Source organism: Herbiconiux sp. A18JL235, assembly GCF_040939305.1.
GTDB lineage: Bacteria > Actinomycetota > Actinomycetes > Actinomycetales > Microbacteriaceae > Herbiconiux.
Genome location: NZ_CP162511.1, coordinates 3,515,550 through 3,538,848, shown reverse-complemented (window position 1 = coordinate 3,538,848; position 23,299 = coordinate 3,515,550). Strand labels below are relative to the sequence as shown.

The following is a 23,299-nucleotide window of genomic DNA, read 5'->3' as shown; positions in this document are numbered from 1 at the left end:
TGTTCTGTCAGTTTCGAACTTGCAGCATGGTTTCAACCTATTCCGGTTGGTCGTGTTGCGCGTAATCATTTACGGAGAGTTTGATCCTGGCTCAGGACGAACGCTGGCGGCGTGCTTAACACATGCAAGTCGAACGGTGAAGCAGGAGCTTGCTCTTGTGGATCAGTGGCGAACGGGTGAGTAACACGTGAGTAACCTGCCCTTGACTCTGGGATAAGCGTTGGAAACGACGTCTAATACTGGATACGAACCGCAACCGCATGGTTAGTGGTTGGAAAGATTTTTTGGTCAAGGATGGACTCGCGGCCTATCAGCTTGTTGGTGAGGTAATGGCTCACCAAGGCGACGACGGGTAGCCGGCCTGAGAGGGTGACCGGCCACACTGGGACTGAGACACGGCCCAGACTCCTACGGGAGGCAGCAGTGGGGAATATTGCACAATGGGCGCAAGCCTGATGCAGCAACGCCGCGTGAGGGATGACGGCCTTCGGGTTGTAAACCTCTTTTAGTAGGGAAGAAGCGAAAGTGACGGTACCTGCAGAAAAAGCACCGGCTAACTACGTGCCAGCAGCCGCGGTAATACGTAGGGTGCAAGCGTTGTCCGGAATTATTGGGCGTAAAGAGCTCGTAGGCGGTTTGTCGCGTCTGCTGTGAAAACTGGAGGCTCAACCTCCAGCCTGCAGTGGGTACGGGCAGACTAGAGTGCGGTAGGGGAGATTGGAATTCCTGGTGTAGCGGTGGAATGCGCAGATATCAGGAGGAACACCGATGGCGAAGGCAGATCTCTGGGCCGTAACTGACGCTGAGGAGCGAAAGCGTGGGGAGCGAACAGGATTAGATACCCTGGTAGTCCACGCCGTAAACGTTGGGAACTAGATGTGGGGGCCATTCCACGGTCTCCGTGTCGCAGCTAACGCATTAAGTTCCCCGCCTGGGGAGTACGGCCGCAAGGCTAAAACTCAAAGGAATTGACGGGGGCCCGCACAAGCGGCGGAGCATGCGGATTAATTCGATGCAACGCGAAGAACCTTACCAAGGCTTGACATACACGAGAACGGGCCAGAAATGGTCAACTCTTTGGACACTCGTGAACAGGTGGTGCATGGTTGTCGTCAGCTCGTGTCGTGAGATGTTGGGTTAAGTCCCGCAACGAGCGCAACCCTCGTTCTATGTTGCCAGCACGTGATGGTGGGAACTCATAGGAGACTGCCGGGGTCAACTCGGAGGAAGGTGGGGATGACGTCAAATCATCATGCCCCTTATGTCTTGGGCTTCACGCATGCTACAATGGCCGGTACAAAGGGCTGCGATACCGTAAGGTGGAGCGAATCCCAAAAAGCCGGTCTCAGTTCGGATTGAGGTCTGCAACTCGACCTCATGAAGTCGGAGTCGCTAGTAATCGTGAATCAGCAACGTCACGGTGAATACGTTCCCGGGCCTTGTACACACCGCCCGTCAAGTCATGAAAGTCGGTAACACCCGAAGCCGGTGGCCTAACCCTTGTGGAGGGAGCCGTCGAAGGTGGGATCGGTGATTAGGACTAAGTCGTAACAAGGTAGCCGTACCGGAAGGTGCGGCTGGATCACCTCCTTTCTAAGGAGCACTGGCAGCCCTTGTGGTTGTCCAGAGCCATGCAGAGGCGAATGTCCTCTGATGGAGCTCATGGGTGGAACATTGACATTGGTGCAGCAGGAACGGTGATTGTTTCAGTACGGCTCTTCGGAGTCTGGAACGGATGAGAGTCGGGATGGTTGTGCATGCACGCTGTTGGGTCCTGAGGGACCGGAACATTCGATCTTCGGGTCGGGTGGGCTGAACCTCTGGACCCTTTCCTTGTTTCCCCTTTTCGGGGTTGCGGGGGAGGGTACCGCCCGTACTTTGAGAACTACACAGTGGACGCGAGCATCTTAGATTCAGGCATTTATGTCTGGATCACAAAGATCGACAGCACTCTTTGAGTGCTGGTAGATCATTGGTCAATCTGCTCATCTTTATGGTGGGCCGATCGATTCAACTCATGTGATTTCAAGTTTCTAAGAGCAAACGGTGGATGCCTTGGCATCTGGAGCCGAAGAAGGACGTATAAATCTGCGATAAGCCTCGGGGAGCTGATAATAGAGCTGTGATCCGAGGATTTCCGAATGGGGAAACCCCGCCGGGCCCTTTGGGTGACCCGGTGACTCCCGCCTGAATATATAGGGCGGGTAGAGGGAACGTGGGGAAGTGAAACATCTCAGTACCCACAGGAAGAGAAAACAACAGTGATTCCGTGAGTAGTGGCGAGCGAAACCGGAAGAGGCTAAACCGATCATGTGTGAGAGCCGGCAGGCGTTGCATGGTCGGGGTTGTGGGACTTTTCTGCTGTTACTGCCGTACAGCGAACGTTACAGCGCATTATAGGCGAACGGCATTGAAAGGCCGGTCATAGAGGGTGCCAACCCCGTAGCCGAAATGGTGCAATGGCGTGAAGAGTATCCCAAGTAGCACGGGGCCCGAGAAATCCCGTGTGAATCTGTCAGGACCACCTGATAAGCCTAAATACTCCCAGATGACCGATAGCGGACAAGTACCGTGAGGGAAAGGTGAAAAGTACCCCGGGAGGGGAGTGAAATAGTACCTGAAACCGTTTGCTTACAAACCGTTGGAGCACCCTTGTTGGTGTGACAGCGTGCCTTTTGAAGAATGAGCCTGCGAGTTAGTGATCAGTGGCGAGGTTAACCCGTGTGGGGTAGCCGTAGCGAAAGCGAGTCTTAAGAGGGCGAATGAGTCGCTGGTTCTAGACCCGAAGCGAAGTGATCTATCCATGGCCAGGTTGAAGCGACGGTAAGACGTCGTGGAGGACCGAACCCACTTCAGTTGAAAATGGAGGGGATGAGCTGTGGATAGGGGTGAAAGGCCAATCAAACTTCGTGATAGCTGGTTCTCTCCGAAATGCATTTAGGTGCAGCGTTGCGTGTTTCTTGCCGGAGGTAGAGCTACTGGATAGCCGATGGGCCCCAAAAGGTTACTGACGTTAGCCAAACTCCGAATGCCGGTAAGTGAGAGCGCAGCAGTGAGACGGTGGGGGATAAGCTTCATCGTCGAGAGGGAAACAACCCAGACCACCGAATAAGGTCCCTAAGCGCGTGCTAAGTGGGAAAGGATGTGGAGTTGCACAGACAACCAGGAGGTTGGCTTAGAAGCAGCCACCCTTGAAAGAGTGCGTAATAGCTCACTGGTCAAGTGATTCCGCGCCGACAATGTAACGGGGCTCAAGCACGCCACCGAATTCGTGGCATTCGCACTAGTGACAGGCCTTCGTGGTCCAGTCGTGTGGATGGGTAGGAGAGCGTCGTGTGGGCAGTGAAGCGGCGGTGGAAACCAGCCGTGGAGGCCACACGAGTGAGAATGCAGGCATGAGTAGCGAAAGACGGGTGAGAAACCCGTCCTCCGAAAGACCAAGGGTTCCAGGGCCAGGTTAATCCGCCCTGGGTAAGTCGGGACCTAAGGCGAGGCCGACAGGCGTAGTCGATGGACAACGGGTTGATATTCCCGTACTGACGAAAAACCGCCCAAGCCAATCCAGTAGTGCTAAGAGTCCTAACCCGGACAGATGGATCCCTTCGGGGTGAAGCAGTCCGGTCTAACGCTCGAACCCGTCTGGTGCGGTTAGCGTATTAACAGGTGTGACGCAGGAAGGTAGCTGAGCCGGGCGATGGTTGTCCCGGTCTAAGAATGTAGGCCGAGAGATAGGCAAATCCGTCTCTCATACAGGCTGAGACTCGATGGGTAGTCCTCACGGACGAAATCAGTGATCCTATGCTGCCAAGAAAAGCATCGACGCGAGGTTTTAGTCACCCGTACCCCAAACCGACTCAGGTGGTCAGGTAGAGAATACCAAGGAGATCGAGAGAATCGTGGTTAAGGAACTCGGCAAAATGCCCCCGTAACTTCGGGAGAAGGGGGGCCGGACGCGTGAAGGGATTCACTCCTGGAGCGTTGAAGGCCGCAGAGACCAGTGGGAAGCGACTGTTTACTAAAAACACAGGTCCGTGCCAAGTCGCAAGACGATGTATACGGACTGACGCCTGCCCGGTGCTGGAAGGTTAAGAGGAACGGTTAGCCGCAAGGCGAAGCTGAGAATTTAAGCCCCAGTAAACGGCGGTGGTAACTATAACCATCCTAAGGTAGCGAAATTCCTTGTCGGGTAAGTTCCGACCTGCACGAATGGCGTAACGACTTCCCAGCTGTCTCAACCGCGAACTCGGCGAAATTGCACTACGAGTAAAGATGCTCGTTACGCGCAGCAGGACGGAAAGACCCCGTGACCTTTACTACAGCTTGGTATTGGTGTTCGGTGTGGCTTGTGTAGGATAGGTGGGAGACGGTGAAGCTCGGACGCTAGTTCGGGTGGAGTCATTGTTGAAATACCACTCTGGTCACTCTGGATATCTAACTACGGACCCTGATCGGGTCCTGGGACAGTGCCTGGTGGGTAGTTTAACTGGGGCGGTTGCCTCCTAAAGAGTAACGGAGGCGCCCAAAGGTTCCCTCAATCTGGTTGGCAATCAGATGGCGAGTGTAAGTGCACAAGGGAGCTTGACTGTGAGACTGACAAGTCGAGCAGGGACGAAAGTCGGGACTAGTGATCCGGCAGTGGCTTGTGGAAGCGCTGTCGCTCAACGGATAAAAGGTACCTCGGGGATAACAGGCTGATCTTGCCCAAGAGTCCATATCGACGGCATGGTTTGGCACCTCGATGTCGGCTCGTCGCATCCTGGGGCTGGAGTAGGTCCCAAGGGTTGGGCTGTTCGCCCATTAAAGCGGTACGCGAGCTGGGTTTAGAACGTCGTGAGACAGTTCGGTCCCTATCCGCTGCGCGCGTAGGAAATTTGAAAGGATCTGACCCTAGTACGAGAGGACCGGGTTGGACGAACCTCTGGTGTGTCAGTTGTTCCGCCAGGAGCACCGCTGATTAGCTACGTTCGGGATGGATAACCGCTGAAAGCATCTAAGCGGGAAGCCGGCCTTGAGATGAGATTTCCATACCTTCGGGTGAGAGGCTCCCAGCTAGACTACTGGGTTGATAGGCAGGATGTGGAAGCGAGGACGAAAGACTCGTGGAGCTGACCTGTACTAATAAGCCGATAACTTGATAAATCACTACTCACATGCATGTTGTAAGGCTGGCATGTGGGGCCTGATGCTCGCGTCTACTGAGTGGTTCTCGATGTACGGTCGAGAACCCAACACCAACACCACGTGTTGGACTGTTGAAACCTATACATCAATAGTGTTTCGGCGGCCATAGCGAGAGGGAAACGCCCGGTCCCATTCCGAACCCGGAAGCTAAGACTCTCAGCGCCGATGGTACTGCAAGGGGGACCTTGTGGGAGAGTAGGACACCGCCGGACTTCTTTCGAAAGAGGCCAGCCTTCGGGCTGGCCTCTTTTCGTTTAACCACCGCAGGGGTTTGCTGGAGGAATGCCCCGCCTCCGCCGTTCCGATGCCGCCGGCATCGGCATCCGTCGTCTGAAGTCCGGTCGTGGATTCACCTACCGCGACGCGGACGGGACCACCGTGACCGACCCGGAGCTGCGTGCCCGCATCGACCATCTCGCGATCCCCCCGGCCTGGACGGATGTATGGATCGCCCCGTACGCGAACGGGCACATCCAGGCGACGGGCATCGATGGCGCCGGCCGACGGCAGTACATTTACCACCCCACGTGGCGGGAGCAGAAGGACCGCATCAAGTACGACCGTGCCCTGTCCCTGGCCGAGTCGTTGCCTGCAGCTCGTCGCCAGGTGACGATCGACCTGCGGAAGGACGGCTACCTACGCGAGCGCGTTCTCGCGGCCGGGTTCCGGATGCTCGACACCGGCTCCCTGAGGGTGGGCAGCGAGCGGTACGCACAGGCGCACGGCAGTCATGGTCTCACCACGCTGCTGTGCTCCCACGCCACGACGAGCGGCGACCGGGTGCACCTGTCGTTCCCGGCGAAGAGCGGTCAGGAGTGGGACTCGGAGATCGTCGATGCCGACCTCACCTCGCTGGTGCGGAGCCTGAAGCGCCGAGGTGGACAGTCGCGTCTGCTGGCCTGGAAAGATGGCGCCCGGTGGCGCCCGGTCGCGGCCGAAGAGATCAACGAGTACGTGAAGGAGCGTACCGGGGGCGAGTTCACGGCGAAGGACTTCCGCACCCTCCACGGTACGGTTGCCGCAGCGGTGAGCCTCGCTCGCACGGGCCCCACGAACACCAAGACGGCGAGGAGTCGCGCGGTCGCGCAGGCGATCAGGGACGCTGCGGCGGTGCTCGGCAACACGCCTGCCATCGCGAAGGCCAGCTACGTCGACCCGCGCGTGATCGACCATTACGCTGCGGGGGAGACGATCGACCCGGCGAGGCCGGAGACCGAACTCCGGGCGATGCTGTTCGAGTGATGCCCTTGTGTTCTCGGCGGAAAAGAGCAGAATAGGGGCCAATCGTTCTTACGGGAGGCTCGCCGCCAGACGCTGCGAACAGAGCTAGGCCGTGAGCGACCAGCGGATTTTGACGACTGGGCTCCGGGTTCTCCCGTAAGAACGTTCCTTTTCCGACATGCTGCCGAAACGTCGCGGGCATAGCGTGGAGACGTGTTCACCAAGTCGTATCCCGCAGCTCCGGAGGGCTTCTTCGCGGCCGAGGCGGCAGGACTCGCCTGGCTCGCCGACGCCGGCGGTGCCCGCTGCGTGAGGGTCGAGAGCGTCGGTGACACCGAGATCGTGCTCGAGGAGCTGACCACGGCGCGCCCGGCCAGGGAGCAGGCTCGTCGCTTCGGGGAGATGCTCGCCACGACGCACCGTGCCGGCGCGGGCGCTTTCGGGGCAGGCCCGCCGGGCGGCCCCGGCGTGGGGTTCATCGGTCGGCGCGAGATGTCGCTGCGCGAGCACGAGTCGTGGAGCGACTTCTATGTGCTCGAGAGAGTGCTGCCGTACGCCGAGCAGGCTGTCGCGCGCGGCAATCTGAGCGCCGACGGGTTCCGCACCGTGCAGCGTGCCTGCGATCTCATCCGCTCGGGCATCTTCGACGACGACGAGCCGCCGGCACGCGTGCACGGCGACCTGTGGTCGGGGAACGTGATGTGGACGCTGACCGGGGTCGTGATGATCGACCCGGCAGCCCACGGGGGGCACCGGGAGACCGACCTCGCCATGCTCGTGCTGTTCGGCGCGCCCTTCCTCGAGGAGATCCTCGCGGGGTACGACAAGGCCTGGCCGCTCGACCCCGGATGGCACGCGCGGGTGCCGTTGCACCAGCTGTTCCCACTCGCCGTGCACGCGGTGGGCCACGGCGCGTCGTACGGCGACGAGCTCGAGCGGGCTGCATCCGCCGTGCTCCGTCTCGGTGCGGGATCCGCGCACTGACGCGCGACACGCCCGGGTTGCAAGTACCTCGGGAATGTGGCAAACTCGTCTAGTTCAACATTTTGGGCCGCTCTGTGCGCGCCCGGATCACTGTCTTGGCAGTGCATAGCCCACGGAGCCCCGCTCCTGGATGGTTAGGCCGCAGGCAGCAGAACAGAGCTTAATCGCAATCACCTTCTCCTTCGGGAGAACTCTGTGCGCGGTGCTTGATAGCAGAACAGCGGGCGTCCAATGCAGTCGAGGCTGTACGACGCATGAATGAGAGAGAGTCACACATGGCGGGACAGAAGATCCGCATCCGACTTAAGTCGTATGACCACGAGGTCATCGACACCTCGGCACGCAAGATCGTCGACACGGTCACGCGCGCAGGAGCAACCGTCGTCGGCCCCGTGCCGCTTCCGACGGAGAAGAACGTGGTGGCCGTCATCCGTTCGCCCCACAAGTACAAGGACAGCCGCGAGCACTTCGAGATGCGCACCCACAAGCGCCTCATCGACATCATCGACCCGACGCCCAAGGCCGTCGACTCCCTGATGCGTCTCGACCTCCCGGCCGACGTCAACATCGAGATCAAGCTCTGAGCGCGGAAGGACCAGGACTAAGCAATGGCTACCACCGCTAAGACTTCCAAGGGCCTGCTCGGCAAGAAGCTCGGCATGACCCAGGTGTGGGACGAGAACAACCGCCTCATCCCCGTCACCGTCGTCGAGGTCTCCCCGAACGTCGTCACCCAGATCCGCACCCCGGAGAAGGATGGCTACTCCGCTGTTCAGATCGCCGCCGGCCAGATCGACCCGCGCAAGGTCAACAAGCCCGCGACCGGTCACTTCGACGCCGCAGGCGTGACCCCGCGCCGTCACATCACCGAGATCCGCACCGCGGATGCCGCCGACTACACCATCGGCCAGGAGCTCACCGCCGAAGGCGTGTTCGAGGCCGGCCAGAAGGTCGACGTCGTCGGAACGTCCAAGGGCAAGGGCTTCGCCGGTGTGATGAAGCGCCACAACTTCAAGGGTGTCTCCGCGTCGCACGGTGCTCACCGCAACCACCGCAAGCCCGGTTCCATCGGTGCCTCCTCGACGCCCAGCCGCGTCTTCAAGGGCATGCGCATGGCCGGCCGCATGGGTGGCGAGCGCGTCACCGTGCTCAACCTGGTCATCCACTCGGTCGACGCCGAGAAGGGCCTGCTGCTCGTCAAGGGCGCCGTACCCGGTGCCAAGGGCCGCCTCGTTTTCGTTCGCAACGCAGTGAAGGGGGCGTAGTCGATGGCTACCGCTACTAACACGCTCGATGTCCTCGACGTCGCCGGCAAGAAGTCCGGAACCGTCGAGCTGCCCGCCGAGATCTTCGACGTGCAGACCAACATCCCGCTCATCCACCAGGTCGTCGTGGCCCAGCTCGCCGCGGCACGTCAGGGAACCCACAAGACCAAGCGTCGTGGTGAGGTCTCCGGTGCCGGCCGCAAGCCGTTCAAGCAGAAGGGAACCGGTCGCGCTCGCCAGGGCTCCATCCGCGCTCCCCAGATGACCGGTGGTGGCATCGTCCACGGACCGGTGCCCCGCAGCTACGCACAGCGCACCCCCAAGAAGATGATCGCCGCGGCACTGCTCGGCGCTCTCTCCGACCGCGCTCGTGGCGGCCGCCTCCACGTCGTCGACTCGCTCGCCCTCGGCGACGCGCCCTCGACCAAGGCGACCAGCGAGTTCCTCGCCACCGTCGCGTCGTCGAAGCACGTCCTCGTCGTCATCGAGCGCGACGACCTCGTGAGCTCGAAGAGCGTCCGCAACATCCCGACCGTTCACGTGCTGCCCGCAGACCAGCTGAACGCCTACGACGTCCTCGTCTCCGACGACATCGTCTTCACCAAGGCATCGTTCGACGCGCTCGTCGCCGCGAAGGCCAAGAAGGAAGAGGTTTCCGCATGAGCAACGCCGCCTTCAACAAGGACCCGCGCGACATCATCCTCGCTCCGGTCGTCTCCGAGAAGAGCTACGGCCTGATCGACCAGGGCAAGTACACCTTCGTGGTCGACCCCCGCTCGAACAAGACCGAGATCAAGCTCGCCATCGAGAAGATCTTCAAGGTGGAGGTCGCCTCGATCAACACCCTGAACCGTCAGGGCAAGACCCGTCGCACCCGCTTCGGCCAGGGCAAGCGCAAGGACACCAAGCGCGCGATCGTCACGCTCAAGTCGGGCTCCATCGACATCTTCACGGCCGTCGGCTAGGCACGGAAGCTAGAGGAAAAGACACATGGCTATTCGCAAGTACAAGCCGACGACCCCCGGTCGTCGTGGTTCGTCCGTCTCGGACTTCGCCGAGATCACCCGCTCGACCCCCGAGAAGTCGCTGCTCCGTCCGCTCTCCAAGACCGGTGGCCGCAACAACCAGGGCCGCATCACCACTCGTCACATCGGTGGTGGACACAAGCGCCAGTACCGCGTCATCGACTTCCGTCGTAACGACAAGGACGGCGTGAACGCCAAGGTCGCGCACATCGAGTACGACCCCAACCGCACCGCGCGCATCGCGCTGCTCCACTTCGTGGACGGCACCAAGCGGTACATCCTGGCCCCGAACAAGCTCGCCCAGGGCGACATCGTGGAGTCGGGCGCCGGCGCCGACATCAAGCCCGGCAACAACCTGCCGCTGCGCAACATCCCGACCGGTACCGTGATCCACGCGATCGAGCTGAAGCCGGGCGGTGGCGCCAAGATGGCCCGCTCCGCAGGCACCTCGGTTCGTCTCGTCGCGAAGGACGGCCCCTACGCGCAGCTCCGACTGCCGTCGGGCGAGATCCGCAACGTCGACGCCCGCTGCCGCGCCACGATCGGCGAGGTCGGCAACGCCGAGCAGTCGAACATCAACTGGGGCAAGGCCGGCCGCAACCGCTGGAAGGGCATCCGCCCGACCGTCCGCGGTGTGGCGATGAACCCGGTCGACCACCCGCACGGTGGTGGTGAGGGCAAGACCTCCGGTGGTCGTCACCCGGTCAGCCCGTGGGGTCAGGCCGAGGGCCGTACCCGTCACCCCAACAAGGAAAGCGACAAGCTCATCGTGCGTCGTCGGACCGTCGGCAAGAAGCGTAAGTAGGAGTCTAGAAAATGCCACGCAGTCTCAAAAAGGGCCCCTTCGTCGACGACCACCTGTACCGCAAGGTCGTCACGCAGAACGAGGCCGGTTCGAAGAACGTCATCAAGACCTGGTCGCGTCGTTCCATGATCATCCCGGCCTTCCTGGGCCACACGATCGCGGTGCACGACGGCCGCAAGCACATCCCGGTGTTCATCACCGAGACCATGGTGGGTCACAAGCTGGGCGAGTTCGCCCCGACCCGCACCTTCCGTGGACACGTGAAGGACGACAAGAAGGGCCGTCGCCGCTAAGCGCGGCGACGTGAAGGAGGAAGAAGAATGGTGGAGTCGATCGCACGCGTGCGTCACATCCGCGTCACCCCCCAGAAGGCCCGTCGTGTCGTCAACCTGATCCGCGGCCGTCAGGCCGTCGAGGCGCTGGCCATCCTGAAGTTCGCCCCGCAGGGCGCTTCGGAGCCCGTGTACAAGCTGGTCGCCTCGGCGATCGCGAACGCCCGGGTCAAGGCGGATGCCACGAACAGCTACCTGGACGAGCAGGACCTCTTCGTCGCGAAGGCTTTCGTCGACGAGGGCACCACGCTCAAGCGCTTCCAGCCCCGTGCTCAGGGACGCGCGTTCCGCATCAACAAGCGCACCAGCCACATCACGATCGTCCTGGCCACGCCTGACGAAGCCGATGTCGCCGCAGCGAGCAAGAAGGCGAGCAAGTAATGGGCCAGAAAGTCAATCCGTACGGCTTCCGTCTCGGGATCACCACCGACCACGTGTCGCGCTGGTTCTCCGACAGCACGAAGAAGGGTCAGCGTTACGCCGACTACGTGGCTGAGGACGTGAAGATCCGCAACCTGCTGAAGACCTCGCTCGACCGCGCCGGCGTGGCGAAGATCGAGATCGAGCGCACCCGCGACCGCGTGCGTGTGGACATCCACACCGCCCGCCCGGGCATCGTCATCGGCCGCCGCGGCGCCGAGGCCGAGCGCATCCGCGCCGACCTCGAGAAGCTCACCGGCAAGCAGATCCAACTGAACATCCTCGAGGTGAAGAACCCCGAGGCCGAGGCCCAGCTCGTGGCCCAGGGCATCGCCGAGCAGCTCACCGCCCGTGTGGCCTTCCGCCGCGCGATGCGCAAGGGTCTGCAGGGCGCTCAGCGCGCCGGCGCCAAGGGTGTCCGCATCCAGGTGTCGGGCCGTCTCGGCGGCGCCGAGATGAGCCGCTCCGAGTTCTACCGCGAGGGCCGCGTGCCGCTGCACACCCTCCGCGCCAACATCGACTACGGCTTCTACGAGGCCAAGACGACGTTCGGCCGCATCGGTGTGAAGGTCTGGATCTACAAGGGCGACATCACCAACAAGGAGCTCGCTCGCGAGCAGGCCAACCAGAAGTCCTCGCGCCCCGAGCGCGGCGACCGCGACCGTCCGCGCCGTAACTCCGCCCCCAAGGCGGACGCACCGGTCGCAGCAGGAGTTGAGGCGTAATCATGCTTATCCCCCGTCGAGTCAAGCACCGTAAGCAGCACCACCCGGGTCGCAGTGGCCAGGCCACCGGTGGCACGAAGGTGAACTTCGGTGAGTTCGGTATCCAGGCCCTCACCCCCGCCTATGTGACCAACCGTCAGATCGAGTCCGCTCGTATCGCGATGACCCGTCACATCAAGCGTGGTGGAAAGGTGTGGATCAACATCTACCCCGACCGTCCGCTCACGAAGAAGCCTGCCGAGACCCGCATGGGTTCCGGTAAGGGTTCTCCCGAGTGGTGGGTCGCCAACGTCAAGCCGGGCCGCGTGCTCTTCGAGCTGAGCGGGGTCAACGAGACCATCGCCCGCGAGGCACTCACCCGTGCAATCCACAAGCTGCCGCTCAAGGCACGCATCATCAAGCGCGAGGAGGGCGACGCGTAATGGCGATCGGATCCAAGGAGCTCGCCCCGGCGGAGCTCGACACCTTTGAAGACTCCCGTCTCATCGAGGAGCTTCGCAAGGCCAAGGAAGAGCTGTTCAACCTGCGCTTCCAGTCGGCGACCGGCCAGCTCGAGAGCCACGGCCGTCTCCGTGCCGTGAAGCGCGACATCGCTCGCATCTACACGGTCATCCGCGAGCGGGAGCTCGGCATCCGTGCCACCCCCGCCCCCGTCGAGGCTCCGGCCAAGGCGACCAAGAAGTCCAAGAAGGCAGCTGAGCCCGAGGCTCCCGCCGAGACCGAGGAGGCCACCAAGTAATGGCTAAGACCGAAGAGAAGGTCGCGGAAGCCGGACACGAGTCGGCTGCCCACGACGTCAAGGACGAGAGCGCCCGCGGCTACCGCAAGGCGCGCCGCGGCTACGTGGTGAGCGACAAGATGGACAAGACCATCGTCGTCGAGGTCGAAGACCGCGTGAAGCACCCGCTGTACGGCAAGGTCATCCGCCGCACCTCCAAGGTGAAGGCGCACGACGAGACCAACAGCGCCGGCATCGGCGACCTCGTGGTCATCAACGAGACCCGCCCGCTGAGCGCGACCAAGCGCTGGCGCCTGGTCGAGATCCTGGAGAAGGCGAAGTAACATGCTGCAGCAAGAATCACGAGTGAAGGTGGCCGACAACACCGGCGCCAAGGAGCTCCTGACGATTCGTGTGCTCGGTGGATCCGGCCGTCGCTACGCGGGACTCGGCGACGTCATCGTCGCGACCGTGAAGGACGCCATCCCCGGCGGAAACGTCAAGAAGGGCGACGTGGTCAAGGCCGTCATCGTCCGCACCGTCAAGCAGACCCGTCGTCCCGACGGTTCGTACATCAAGTTCGACGAGAACGCCGCAGTGATCCTGAAGAACGACGGCGACCCCCGTGGTACCCGTATCTTCGGCCCGGTCGGTCGTGAGCTCCGTGACAAGAAGTTCATGAAGATCATCTCGCTGGCACCGGAGGTTATCTAGTCATGGCAAAGATCAAGAAGGGTGACCTGGTTCAGGTCATCTCGGGCCCGAGCCAGGCCCGCGGCGGAGACCGCGGCAAGCAGGGTCGCGTCATCGAGGTGCTCGTCGAGAAGAACCGCGTGGTCGTCGAAGGCGTGAACTTCGTCACCAAGCACGTTCGCGTCGGCCAGACCCAGCGCGGCACCAAGACCGGCGGCATCGAGACCATGGAGGCGCCGATCCACGTGTCGAACGTCGCCCTGGTCGACCCCGAGACCAAGAAGCCGACCCGCGTCGGCCACCGCAACGAAGAAGTCACGAAGGACGGCGTCACCAAGACGGTCCGCGTTCGTTACGCGAAGAAGTCAGGAAAAGACCTCTGATGAGCACCGAGACTGCCGCGCCCGCTGGCAAAATCCAGCCGCGCCTGAAGCAGAAGTACAAGAACGAGATCGTCGACTCGCTCACCAAGGAGTTCTCCTTCACGAACGTGCACCAGGTGCCCGGCCTCGTGAAGATCGTGGTGAACACCGGTGTCGGCGAGGCCGCCCGCGACGGCAAGGTCATCGACGGTGCGGTCAAGGACCTCACCGCGATCACCGGCCAGAAGCCGCAGGTCACCAAGGCCCGCAAGTCGATCGCCCAGTTCAAGCTGCGCGAGGGCCAGCCCATCGGCGCTCACGTCACCCTCCGCGGTGACCGTGCCTGGGAGTTCCTCGACCGCCTGCTCTCGCTGGCCCTTCCCCGCATCCGCGACTTCCGTGGTCTCTCCGACCAGCAGTTCGACGGCCGCGGCAACTACACCTTCGGTCTGACCGAGCAGTCGATGTTCCACGAGATCGACCAGGACAAGATCGACCGCGTGCGTGGATTCGACATCACCGTCGTCACCACCGCGAAGAACGACGACGAGGGTCGCGCGCTGCTCAAGGCGCTCGGGTTCCCCTTCAAGTCGAACGACAGCACCACCAACTAGCACCACCCCACCCACGACGACCACAGGTCGGCTCGCTCGTAAAGCGTGACCGAAACCAGGCGCGAAAGGCACTACATCATGACAATGACAGATCCGGTCGCAGACATGCTGACCCGTCTGCGCAACGCGAACTCGGCGCACCACGACTCCGTGTCGATGCCGCACTCGAAGCTCAAGTCGCACATCGCCGAGATCCTCAAGACCGAGGGCTACATCTCCGGCTGGGAGGTCACCGACGCCAAGGTCGGCCAGACCCTCACGCTGAACCTCAAGTTCGGCCCGAACCGTGAGCGTTCGATCGCGGGCATCAAGCGCGTGTCGAAGCCCGGTCTCCGCGTCTACGCGAAGTCGACCGAGATCCCCACCGTGCTCGGTGGCCTCGGCGTCGCCATCCTGTCCACCTCCTCAGGTCTCTTGACAGACCGTCAGGCGAGCAAGAAGGGCGTAGGCGGAGAAGTCCTCGCCTATGTGTGGTAACTGACAATGTCACGTATCGGACGTCTCCCCATCGACATCCCCGCCGGCGTCACCGTCACGATCGACGGCCAGGATGTCGCAGTCAAGGGCCCGAAGGGCGAGCTCTCGCTCACCATCGCCAGCCCCATCACGGCTTCGGTCGAGGAGAACCAGGTTCTCGTCACCCGCCCGGATGACGAGCGCACCTCGCGGTCGCTCCACGGCCTCACCCGCACCCTCATCGCGAACCAGATCGTCGGCGTGACCGACGGCTACTCCAAGAGCCTCGAGGTCGTCGGCACGGGTTACCGCGTCGCCGCCAAGGGCACCGGAGTGGAGTTCGCACTCGGGTTCTCGCACCCCGTCTCGGTGGAACCGCCCGCGGGCATCACCTTCACCGTCGAGGGCAACAACAAGCTCACGGTCAACGGCATCGACAAGCAGGCTGTCGGTGAGGTGGCCGCCAACATTCGCAAGCTGCGCAAGCCCGAGCCCTACAAGGGCAAGGGTGTGCGGTACGCCGGCGAGGTCGTTCGCCGCAAGGCCGGAAAGAGTGGTAAGTAAGCCATGGCTACTGGAATCAGAGGAAAGTCGAAGTCCGCAGCCCGCGACCGCCGGCACGCCCGACTCCGCAAGAAGGTCGAAGGAACCGCTGCGCGTCCGCGCCTCGTGGTCACCCGCTCGGCACGTCACGTCTTCGTGCAGGTCGTCGACGACAGCAAGGGTCACACCCTCGCGTCGGCATCGACCCTCGAGACCGACCTGCGCGCCTTCGACGGCGACAAGAGCGCCAAGGCCAAGAAGGTCGGTGAGCTTGTCGCCGAGCGCGCGAAGCTGGCCGGCATCGAGGCGGTCGTCTTCGACCGCGGCGGAAACCGCTACGCCGGTCGCGTCGCGGCCGTGGCCGATGGAGCTCGAGAGGGTGGTCTGAGCCTGTGAGCACCGACAACAACAAGGAGCAGGACGTGGCAGCAGTCACCGAGACCCCCGTGGAGACCGCTGCGTCCTCGGGGTCGAACCAGAGCGAGCCGCGCGAAGCCCGTCGTGGTGGTCGCGAGCGCAACCCCAACCGCGGTGACCGCGGCAGCCGTGACGCCGACAAGAGCCAGTTCCTCGAGCGCGTCGTCACCATCAACCGTGTCTCCAAGGTCGTGAAGGGTGGTCGTCGCTTCAGCTTCACCGCTCTCGTGGTCGTCGGCGACGGCAACGGTCTGGTGGGCGTCGGCTACGGCAAGGCCCGCGAGGTGCCGACCGCGATCTCGAAGGGCGTCGAGGAAGCGAAGAAGAACTTCTTCCGCGTTCCTCGCGTCGGCAACACGATCCCCCACCCGGTTCAGGGTGAGGCGGCCGCCGGTGTGGTGCTCCTGCGCCCCGCCGCCGCCGGTACCGGTGTTATCGCCGGTGGCCCGGTGCGCGCCGTTCTCGAGTGCGCCGGCATCCACGACATCCTCTCGAAGTCGCTCGGCTCGTCGAACACGATCAACATCGTGCACGCGACCGTGGAGGCGCTGCAGCAGCTCGAAGAGCCCCGCGCCGTCGCCGCCCGTCGTGGCCTCGACTTCGAAGACGTCGCCCCGGCCCGCCTCGTGCGTGCCGAGGCCGACGCGCTCGCAGCGAAGGCAGGTGCATGATGGCCGCGCGCCTCAAGGTGACCCAGATCAAGTCCAAGATCAGCGAGAAGCAGAACCAGCGGGACACGCTGCGCAGCCTCGGACTGAAGCGCATCGGCGACATCGTCGTGCGTGAAGACAACGCCCAGAACCGCGGGTACGTGCGCACCGTCGCACACCTGGTGAAGGTCGAGGAGATTGACTAATGGCTGAATCAGAAGCCAAGGAGACCGCGAAGGCGGCTCCCAAGAAGGCTGCTGCCCCCAAGGCCGCCGCCGAGAAGGCCCCCGCCGCAGAGAAGCCCGCCAAGGCTGCCGCTGCGGAGAAGCCCGCCAAGGCTCCGGCCAAGGCCAAGGCTGCTGCGGAGACCAAGGCTCCGGCTGCCTCGACGGCCGCCACCGCCAAGGCGGCTCCGAAGGCCGAGAAGGCCGACGAGTCGACCGAGTCGCGCGAGCACGTGCTGAAGGTGCACCACCTCCGTCCCGCCCCCGGTGCCAAGAAGGCGCGCACGCGCGTCGGCCGTGGTGAGGGCTCGAAGGGTAAGACCGCCGGTCGCGGTACCAAGGGAACCAAGGCCCGGTACCAGGTCAAGGTGGGCTTCGAGGGTGGCCAGATGCCGCTGCACATGCGCACCCCGAAGCTGCGCGGCTTCAAGAACCCGTTCCGCGTCGAGTACCAGGTCGTGAACCTGGACAAGCTCGCCGAGCTCTACCCGAGCGGCGGCGACGTCACCATCAGCGACCTGGTCGCCAAGGGTGCCGTGCGCAAGAACGAGAAGGTCAAGGTTCTCGGCGATGGCGACATCTCCGTGAAGCTGAACGTCACGGTCGACAAGGTCTCCGGCTCCGCCGAAGAGAAGATCGTCGCCGCTGGTGGTTCCGTCAAGTAAGTACTGACAGTCCGGTGACCCGAATCGCCGAGCGTCGACAGATGCGTCATGAGAATGAGGTAGCCTGTCGAGGCCACGAATCGGGTCACCGGACTTCTTGGCATTGAGCCACACGAACGCAGGAGGCCCTTTTTGTTCAAAGCCGTCGCGCGGATCTTCCGGACCCCGGACCTCCGCAGGAAGATTGGCTTCACGCTCGGCATCGTCGCGCTGTTCCGGCTGGGATCGTTCATCCCGGCACCCTTCGTGGACTTCGGGAACGTGCAGACCTGTCTCGCCGCCAACCAGGGCACCTCAGGCCTCTACGAGCTCGTCAACCTGTTCTCGGGTGGCGCGCTCCTCCAGCTGTCGATCTTCGCGCTGGGCATCATGCCGTACATCACGGCCTCGATCATCGTGCAGCTGCTGCGCGTGGTCATCCCTCACTTCGAGACCCTCTACAAGGAGGGCCAGTCGGGCCAGAGCCGCCTGACGCAGTACACCCGCTACCTCACCATCGCGCTCGGTGTGCTGCAGTCGACGACCCTCATCACCGTCGCCCGTTCCGGCGCACTGTTCGGCACCTCGACGGTCGCCGAGTGCGGCCAGCTCATCACCAACGACGCCTGGTACGCCATCCTGCTCATGGTCATCACCATGACGGCCGGCACCGGCGTCATCATGTGGATGGGTGAGCTCGTCACCGAGCGCGGCATCGGCAACGGCATGTCGCTGCTCATCTTCACCTCCATCGCCTCGACCTTCCCGTCGTCGCTGTGGCTCATCGCCCAGACCCAGAGCTTCGAGACCTTCCTCGCGGTGCTCGCGGTTGGAGTCGCGGTGATCTTCGGCGTGGTGTTCGTGGAGCTCTCGCAGCGCCGCATCCCGGTGCAGTACGCCAAGCGCGTCGTGGGCCGGCGCACCTACGGCGGCAACAACACCTACATCCCCATCAAGGTCAACATGGCCGGTGTGGTGCCCGTCATCTTCGCGTCGTCGCTGCTGTACCTGCCGGCGCTCATCGCCCAGTTCAACCAGCCCGCAGCAGGCCAGGCACCGGCCGAGTGGGTCACCTGGATCAACAACTACCTCGTGCGCGGCGACCACCCGCTATACATGCTGCTGTACTTCCTGCTCATCGTGGGCTTCACCTACTTCTACGTCGCGATCACCTTCAACCCAGAAGAGGTCGCCGACAACATGAAGAAGTTCGGCGGCTTCATTCCCGGCATCCGGGCCGGCCGGCCGACCGCCGAGTACCTCGACTACGTGCTCACCCGCATCACGCTGCCGGGCTCGCTCTACCTCGGTCTCATCGCCCTCCTGCCGCTCATCGCGCTGGTGGCGGTCGGCGCCAACCAGAACTTCCCGTTCGGTGGCGCGTCGATCCTCATCATCGTGGGTGTGGGTCTCGAGACGGTGAAGCAGATCGACTCGCAGCTGCAGCAGCGTCACTACGAAGGGCTCCTCCGATGACGGATCAGGCCGGCACCACCGAACCGAACGGCTCGCTCCGCCTCCTGATCATCGGCCCGCCCGGTGCGGGCAAGGGCACCCAGGCAGCCCGGCTGTCGGCCACCTACGGCATCGCGGCGATCTCGACCGGCGACATCTTCCGGGAGAACGTGAAGAACGGCACGCCGCTCGGGGTGAAGGCCAAGGAGTTCATGGATGCGGGGCAGTACGTTCCCGACTCCCTCACGAACGACCTGGTGCGCGACCGCCTCGCCCAGCCCGACGTCGCCGACGGCTTCCTGCTCGACGGCTACCCGCGAACGCTGCAGCAGGTCGAGGAGCTCGACGGCATCCTCGGCGTGGCCGGCACAGGTCTCGACGCCGTGATCGTGCTCACCGCCGACACCGACGAGGTGGTGCGCCGCCTGCTGGGCCGCGCCGCCGAGCAGGGTCGGAGCGACGACAGCGAAGAGGTCATCCGCAAGCGGCTCGACGTCTACGCCGAGCAGACCGCGCCGCTCATCGAGGTCTACACCGAGCGTGGACTCGTGGTCGAGGTCGACGGCCTCGGCGAGATCGACGAGGTCACCGGCCGCATCATCGCCGCCCTCGCCGCTCGATGACAACGGCTCGCTGCGGAAGGTCGAGGTCGGCCGCGTGATCGGGCGCAACAAGGGGATCTACAAGAGCCCGGCTGAGCTGCGTCTCATGGTGGAGCCGGGTCTCGCCACCGCGGCGTCGCTCGCCGCCGTGCGCGACGCCATCCGTCCCGGCATCTCGACGCTCGACCTCGACGCCATCGCCGACCAGGCCATCCGTGCCCGGGGCGGTGTCTCGAACTTCCAGATGGTTCCCGGCTACTCCCACACCGTCTGCGCATCCGTCAACGACGACATCGTGCACGGCATCCCGAACGGGCGTCTGCTCGAGCCCGGCGACATCGTGTCGATCGACAGCGGTGCCGACGTGGGCGGCTGGAACGGCGACTCCGCCATGACGATCGTGCTCGACGACCCGACGCGGCCCGAGCTGGTCGCGGCGCGGCAGCTGCTCTCCGACGTGACCGAGCAGTCGCTCTGGCACGGCATCGCGCGGCTGGCCACCGCCCGCCATCTCAACGAGGTCGGCGAGGCGATCGAGGAGTACGTGGAGGAGCATCCGTCGACGAAGGCGGGGGCCACCTACGGCATCCTCACCGACTACATCGGGCACGGCATCGGTCGCAGCATGCACGAGGCACCGCCCGTGTTCAACTACCGGGTGCGCCAGCGCGGGCCCGAGGTGAAGCCCGGTCTCGTCGTCGCCATCGAGCCGATGATCACGGCGGGCACGACCGAGACCTTCGTGCGCGACGACGAGTGGACGGTGGCGTCGGCCGACGGCAGCATGGCGAGCCACTGGGAGCACTCGGTGGCCGTGCACGCAGACGGCATCTGGGTGCTGACCGCCGAAGACGGCGGGGCCTCGGGCCTCCTGCCGCTCGGCATCACCCCGGTGCCCATTCCTTAGTACTCAGGCGTACGCGAGCCGGATGAGCCGGCTCCCCTCTCGAGCGAAGGCGGGTCTGTTCGGTGAAGACACTCATCACGGGAGGCGCAGGCTTCCTCGGAGATCGGCTCGCGCGCGCCCTGCTCTCGAGCGGCGAGGTGACCGTGGCGGGGGAGACGTCGCCGCTGACCGGCCTGACGGTCGTCGACCGTGTGCCGCCACGCCCCGACCTCGCTGGCGACCACCGGGTGACCGCCGTGGTGGGAGATCTCGGTGAGGCCCTCGCCGCCGGGGTGCTCGAGGGCATCGACCTCGTCTTCCACCTCGCCGCCGTGGTGTCGAGCGAGGCGGAGCGCGACTTCGACCTCGGGATGCGCGTCAACCTCGCCGCCACCATGGACCTGCTCGAGGCCTGCCGCGCCCAGGCGACGCCGCCGAGACTCGTCTTCACCAGTTCGCTCGCCGTGTTCGGATCGACGGATGCGCTGCCGCTGCCGCCCGTCATCACCGACGAGACGCTGCCGACGCCGCAGTCGAGCTACGGCATCCAGAAGTTCATCGGTGAGCAGCTCGTCGCCGACTATGCGCGTCGCGGCCTCGTGCCCGCCCGCACGGTGCGGCTGATGACGGTGGCGGTGCGGCCGGGAGCGCCCAACGCGGCGGCGTCGAGCTTCCTCTCGGGTATCGTGCGCGAGCCGCTCGCGGGTGTCGCGAGCAACAGCCCCGTGCCCCCCGAGACGCTGGTGGCGCTCAGCTCACCCGGCCGCACCGTCGACGGGCTGCTGCTCGCCGCCGCCGCGACCGACGCCGACTGGGGGCCGCACACCGCGCTCACCCTCCCTGCCCTCACGGTGAGCGTGGGGGAGATGGTGGCAGCACTCGAGCGGGTGGCCGGGCCGGATGCCGCGGCGCTCGTGGGCTGGGAGCCCGACGAGGCGGTCGCCCGCATCGTCACCAGCTGGCCCTCCCGCTTCGACTCCGCCCGCGCCCGCCGCCTCGGCCTCACCCCCGACCCCGACTTCGACACCATCGTCGGGGCCTACCTCGACGAGAACGGGACGCGGTCGACCGCGTAGCGCGCGCATCCGCTCGTCCGTACAGCTCACGCCCTGCCCAGGCGGGTCAGGCGTCGATGACGTGGACGAGTTCGTCGATGAAGGAGGAGAAGTCGGTGGCGCGGCGCACGATGCGTTGCACGTCGTCGCGGTCGGAGAAGACCTCGACGAACTGGTCGAAGACGGTCTGGAAGGCCTTGCGGCCGGTCTCGCTGAACGCGATGAGGGCGATGACGTTCACCCGGTTCTCGCCCCACGGCATGGGGGTCTCGTTCACCACGAGGGCGATCGCCGTGCGGGCCGCGCTCATCACCATCGAGTGCGGCACGGCGATGGTGTCGGTGAACGCCGTCGACGACATGGCCTCGCGTTCGATGGCGCCCTCCACGTAGCTCTCGTCGATGACGCCGAGCGCCACCATCGACTCGCCGAGAGTGCGGATGAGGTCGGCCTCCGAGCTCGCCTGGAGGTTGCGCCAGAACAGCCGCTCGTCGAAGTACTCGAGCAGTTCGTCTTTGATCTCCATGCGTCGGCGGTGCCGCCTGACGGAGGAGATGGCCCGGCGGATGGCCTCGAGGTCTGCAGCGCCGAGGAAGGGCTGGATGACCACGACGTTGTCGCGCGCCGCCGGCACCGGGAGGGTGGTGACGACGATGTCGGAGGAGAGGGCCGCCCAATCGACGTCGGTGCGGGTGATGACGACGTCGACCTGCAGCTCGCCGCCGAGCTCCGCCTCGAGCTTGGCCCTGAGCGAGAGGTGCAGGTCGTAGTAGTTGGGGCTCACGATGGCGCAGCTCACCCGCTCCTCACGCAGGTTCTGCCGCTCGAGGTAGGAGCCGACGTGCAGCGCGATGTAGGCGATCTCGTCGTCGTTGACGGTGATGCCGTGGCGGCGCTGCACCTGGCTGGCGATGAACACGGCGAGCTCGTAGATCATGGGGTACGAGCCCTTGATCGACCGCGTCATCGGGTTGCGGGAGTGCGAGTTCTCCTGAGCCCTTGCCACCAGGTTCCGCACGTGCAGGCTCAGCCGCACGATGAAGTCGTCGTCGTCGAGGTCGACAAGGTATTCGTCGCTCGCGAGGCGGGCGATGCGCCGCATCTCGGCGAGGTCGTCGGCGTCGAGGAATCCCTCGGCGATGGCCTCGGTCGTCTCACCGTGGCCCGGGGTGAGCACGCGGGTGGTGAGCAGCACCGACAGGTAGGCGAGCTCGCGCTGGCTGAGCGAGGTGCCGAAGTGCGACGTGACCAGCGCGTCGAGCTGAGAGGCGATGTCGCGTACGGTCTCGCTCGGCTCCGCCACCGACACGGCGTCGATGTGCCGGTTCTTCGACGCCCTGTCGACGGCGATGGCCACGTGCAGCAGCACGTTGTTCAGCGAGTACTCGTTCACGAAGTAGCCGTTGCCGTCGAGCATCGCGATGAGCTCCGACTTGAACCCCGCGAGGTTCTCCGACGCGAACTCGCGCTGGATGGTCTCGAGGTCGAGGAACCCCTGCGCGCTCTCGTCGCGGAAGATGCGGCTGAGCAGGCGCCGGCGGTTCAGCTCGCTGCCCGTGAGCACGACCGAAGCGCCCTTGCGCCCGAGCGTGAGGCCGGCCTCCTCGACGAGCAGCCGCGCCTTGCGCAGGTCGGCCTCGACCGTCGACTCGCTCACGTAGAGCTCGCCCGCCAGCTCGTAGACGTCGAGACCGGACGGCGAGTCGCCGAGGCGCCTGATGATGTGGTGCACCCGCTCCCGCGGAGCATCCCTCGACCGCGACTCCGTGACGAAGCTCGCGTAGGCCTCGCGGTTGAGGCGGTACCCGCTGGTGGAGGAGGCGATCACCTCGAGCGGCTTCGCCGCCGACTTCACGCTCGTGACATAACTGCGCACGCTCCGGGTCGTCACCCCGAGTCTGTCGGCAAGCTCGCCGGCCGTCACCCAGTCGTCGGACTCGGCAAGGTACTCCAGCAGCCTCTCGTGCTTCGCGCTCATCTGCCTCCACCCTAAGCGCCGGAAGGCACTTCCGGGGGTGCGGA

At 64.1% G+C, this 23,299-nt stretch carries 27 protein-coding genes and 3 rRNA genes; 29 read left to right on the top strand and 1 reads right to left on the bottom strand.

All coding sequences use genetic code 11. The annotated features are described in order from the left end of the window. The first annotated feature begins 68 nt into the window (after nucleotides 1–68). The 29 genes from ABFY20_RS16625 to denD all read left to right on the top strand — a co-directional run bounded on the left by ABFY20_RS16625 (nucleotide 69) and on the right by denD (nucleotide 21,298). Nucleotides 69–1,593: ribosomal RNA gene (locus tag ABFY20_RS16625) — 16S ribosomal RNA — on the top strand. Nucleotides 1,594–2,023: 430 nt separating this feature from the next. Further along, nucleotides 2,024–5,139 (top strand): 23S ribosomal RNA (locus ABFY20_RS16620). Nucleotides 5,140–5,276: 137 nt separating this feature from the next. Continuing rightward, a 5S ribosomal RNA gene (gene rrf / locus ABFY20_RS16615) occupies nucleotides 5,277–5,393 on the top strand. The 16S, 23S and 5S rRNA genes sit together here, the layout of an rRNA operon. A gap of 70 nt (nucleotides 5,394–5,463) precedes the next feature. After that, the gene (locus ABFY20_RS16610) at nucleotides 5,464–6,423 is read left to right on the top strand and encodes a DNA topoisomerase IB (RefSeq protein WP_368497320.1); all 960 of its coding nucleotides are present in this window, start codon (nucleotides 5,464–5,466) and stop codon (nucleotides 6,421–6,423) included. 192 nt (nucleotides 6,424–6,615) lie between these two features. Next, complete coding sequence (locus ABFY20_RS16605; protein WP_368497319.1) at nucleotides 6,616–7,386, top strand: fructosamine kinase family protein; 771 nt, start codon at nucleotides 6,616–6,618, stop codon at nucleotides 7,384–7,386. Between the two features lie 275 nt (nucleotides 7,387–7,661). Continuing rightward, nucleotides 7,662–7,970: a 30S ribosomal protein S10 gene (gene rpsJ, locus ABFY20_RS16600; RefSeq protein WP_022895514.1), complete on the top strand. Its 309-nt coding sequence runs from the start codon at nucleotides 7,662–7,664 to the stop codon at nucleotides 7,968–7,970. Between the two features lie 24 nt (nucleotides 7,971–7,994). Continuing rightward, on the top strand, nucleotides 7,995–8,651 hold the full coding sequence (rplC, locus tag ABFY20_RS16595; protein ID WP_368497318.1) for a 50S ribosomal protein L3: 657 nt from the start codon (nucleotides 7,995–7,997) through the stop codon (nucleotides 8,649–8,651). A 3-nt stretch (nucleotides 8,652–8,654) separates the two neighbouring features. Then, nucleotides 8,655–9,314: a 50S ribosomal protein L4 gene (gene rplD, locus ABFY20_RS16590; protein WP_368497317.1), complete on the top strand. Its 660-nt coding sequence runs from the start codon at nucleotides 8,655–8,657 to the stop codon at nucleotides 9,312–9,314. After that, on the top strand, nucleotides 9,311–9,616 hold the full coding sequence (rplW, locus tag ABFY20_RS16585) for a 50S ribosomal protein L23 (protein ID WP_171703607.1): 306 nt from the start codon (nucleotides 9,311–9,313) through the stop codon (nucleotides 9,614–9,616). Before rplD ends, rplW begins: the two co-directional genes overlap by 4 nt. A gap of 25 nt (nucleotides 9,617–9,641) precedes the next feature. After that, a complete protein-coding gene (rplB, locus tag ABFY20_RS16580) occupies nucleotides 9,642–10,481 on the top strand; it encodes a 50S ribosomal protein L2 (protein ID WP_171703609.1) in 840 nt (279 codons plus the stop codon). A gap of 11 nt (nucleotides 10,482–10,492) precedes the next feature. Next, nucleotides 10,493–10,774, top strand: coding sequence for a 30S ribosomal protein S19 (gene rpsS, locus ABFY20_RS16575; protein ID WP_022897962.1), 282 nt, complete (start codon nucleotides 10,493–10,495; stop codon nucleotides 10,772–10,774). Nucleotides 10,775–10,801: 27 nt separating this feature from the next. Beyond that, nucleotides 10,802–11,194: a 50S ribosomal protein L22 gene (rplV, locus tag ABFY20_RS16570; protein WP_171703611.1), complete on the top strand. Its 393-nt coding sequence runs from the start codon at nucleotides 10,802–10,804 to the stop codon at nucleotides 11,192–11,194. Next, nucleotides 11,194–11,958, top strand: a complete 765-nt coding sequence (gene rpsC, locus ABFY20_RS16565; RefSeq protein WP_171703613.1) for a 30S ribosomal protein S3 — start codon at nucleotides 11,194–11,196, stop codon at nucleotides 11,956–11,958. Before rplV ends, rpsC begins: the two co-directional genes overlap by 1 nt. A 2-nt stretch (nucleotides 11,959–11,960) precedes the next feature. Further along, on the top strand, nucleotides 11,961–12,380 hold the full coding sequence (gene rplP / locus ABFY20_RS16560; RefSeq protein ID WP_171703615.1) for a 50S ribosomal protein L16: 420 nt from the start codon (nucleotides 11,961–11,963) through the stop codon (nucleotides 12,378–12,380). Beyond that, entirely contained in the window at nucleotides 12,380–12,697 is a 318-nt protein-coding gene (gene rpmC / locus ABFY20_RS16555) for a 50S ribosomal protein L29 (protein WP_368497316.1), read from the top strand. The genes rplP and rpmC overlap by 1 nt, the downstream gene beginning before the upstream one ends. Further along, a complete protein-coding gene (gene rpsQ, locus ABFY20_RS16550; RefSeq protein ID WP_171703618.1) occupies nucleotides 12,697–13,020 on the top strand; it encodes a 30S ribosomal protein S17 in 324 nt (107 codons plus the stop codon). Before rpmC ends, rpsQ begins: the two co-directional genes overlap by 1 nt. 1 nt (nucleotide 13,021) lies before the next feature. Next, nucleotides 13,022–13,390: a 50S ribosomal protein L14 gene (gene rplN, locus ABFY20_RS16545; protein WP_022897968.1), complete on the top strand. Its 369-nt coding sequence runs from the start codon at nucleotides 13,022–13,024 to the stop codon at nucleotides 13,388–13,390. Between the two features lie 2 nt (nucleotides 13,391–13,392). Continuing rightward, nucleotides 13,393–13,752, top strand: a complete 360-nt coding sequence (gene rplX, locus ABFY20_RS16540) for a 50S ribosomal protein L24 (protein ID WP_171703620.1) — start codon at nucleotides 13,393–13,395, stop codon at nucleotides 13,750–13,752. Continuing rightward, a complete protein-coding gene (gene rplE, locus ABFY20_RS16535) occupies nucleotides 13,752–14,345 on the top strand; it encodes a 50S ribosomal protein L5 (protein ID WP_368497315.1) in 594 nt (197 codons plus the stop codon). The genes rplX and rplE overlap by 1 nt, the downstream gene beginning before the upstream one ends. Nucleotides 14,346–14,423: 78 nt before the next feature. Beyond that, nucleotides 14,424–14,822, top strand: coding sequence for a 30S ribosomal protein S8 (rpsH, locus tag ABFY20_RS16530; protein WP_368497314.1), 399 nt, complete (start codon nucleotides 14,424–14,426; stop codon nucleotides 14,820–14,822). A 6-nt stretch (nucleotides 14,823–14,828) separates the two neighbouring features. Then, on the top strand, nucleotides 14,829–15,365 hold the full coding sequence (gene rplF, locus ABFY20_RS16525; RefSeq protein WP_368497313.1) for a 50S ribosomal protein L6: 537 nt from the start codon (nucleotides 14,829–14,831) through the stop codon (nucleotides 15,363–15,365). A gap of 3 nt (nucleotides 15,366–15,368) precedes the next feature. Beyond that, on the top strand, nucleotides 15,369–15,740 hold the full coding sequence (rplR, locus tag ABFY20_RS16520) for a 50S ribosomal protein L18 (protein WP_368497312.1): 372 nt from the start codon (nucleotides 15,369–15,371) through the stop codon (nucleotides 15,738–15,740). A 50-nt stretch (nucleotides 15,741–15,790) separates the two neighbouring features. After that, nucleotides 15,791–16,432, top strand: coding sequence for a 30S ribosomal protein S5 (gene rpsE, locus ABFY20_RS16515; protein ID WP_305848746.1), 642 nt, complete (start codon nucleotides 15,791–15,793; stop codon nucleotides 16,430–16,432). Then, complete coding sequence (gene rpmD / locus ABFY20_RS16510; protein ID WP_171707109.1) at nucleotides 16,432–16,617, top strand: 50S ribosomal protein L30; 186 nt, start codon at nucleotides 16,432–16,434, stop codon at nucleotides 16,615–16,617. Before rpsE ends, rpmD begins: the two co-directional genes overlap by 1 nt. Then, nucleotides 16,617–17,300, top strand: coding sequence for a 50S ribosomal protein L15 (gene rplO / locus ABFY20_RS16505; protein ID WP_368497310.1), 684 nt, complete (start codon nucleotides 16,617–16,619; stop codon nucleotides 17,298–17,300). The genes rpmD and rplO overlap by 1 nt, the downstream gene beginning before the upstream one ends. Nucleotides 17,301–17,432: 132 nt before the next feature. Then, on the top strand, nucleotides 17,433–18,755 hold the full coding sequence (gene secY, locus ABFY20_RS16500) for a preprotein translocase subunit SecY (RefSeq protein WP_171703630.1): 1,323 nt from the start codon (nucleotides 17,433–17,435) through the stop codon (nucleotides 18,753–18,755). Then, nucleotides 18,752–19,357, top strand: coding sequence for an adenylate kinase (locus ABFY20_RS16495; protein ID WP_368497309.1), 606 nt, complete (start codon nucleotides 18,752–18,754; stop codon nucleotides 19,355–19,357). Before secY ends, ABFY20_RS16495 begins: the two co-directional genes overlap by 4 nt. 37 nt (nucleotides 19,358–19,394) lie before the next feature. After that, entirely contained in the window at nucleotides 19,395–20,243 is an 849-nt protein-coding gene (gene map / locus ABFY20_RS16490; RefSeq protein ID WP_368499813.1) for a type I methionyl aminopeptidase, read from the top strand. Nucleotides 20,244–20,305: 62 nt separating this feature from the next. Further along, nucleotides 20,306–21,298, top strand: a complete 993-nt coding sequence (gene denD, locus ABFY20_RS16485) for a D-erythronate dehydrogenase (RefSeq protein WP_368497308.1) — start codon at nucleotides 20,306–20,308, stop codon at nucleotides 21,296–21,298. 46 nt (nucleotides 21,299–21,344) lie between these two features. On the opposite strand, the gene ABFY20_RS16480 is transcribed toward denD, so the two are convergent. Beyond that, nucleotides 21,345–23,255, bottom strand: a complete 1,911-nt coding sequence (locus ABFY20_RS16480) for a transcription antiterminator (protein ID WP_368497307.1) — start codon at nucleotides 23,253–23,255, stop codon at nucleotides 21,345–21,347. Nucleotides 23,256–23,299: the final 44 nt, after the last annotated feature.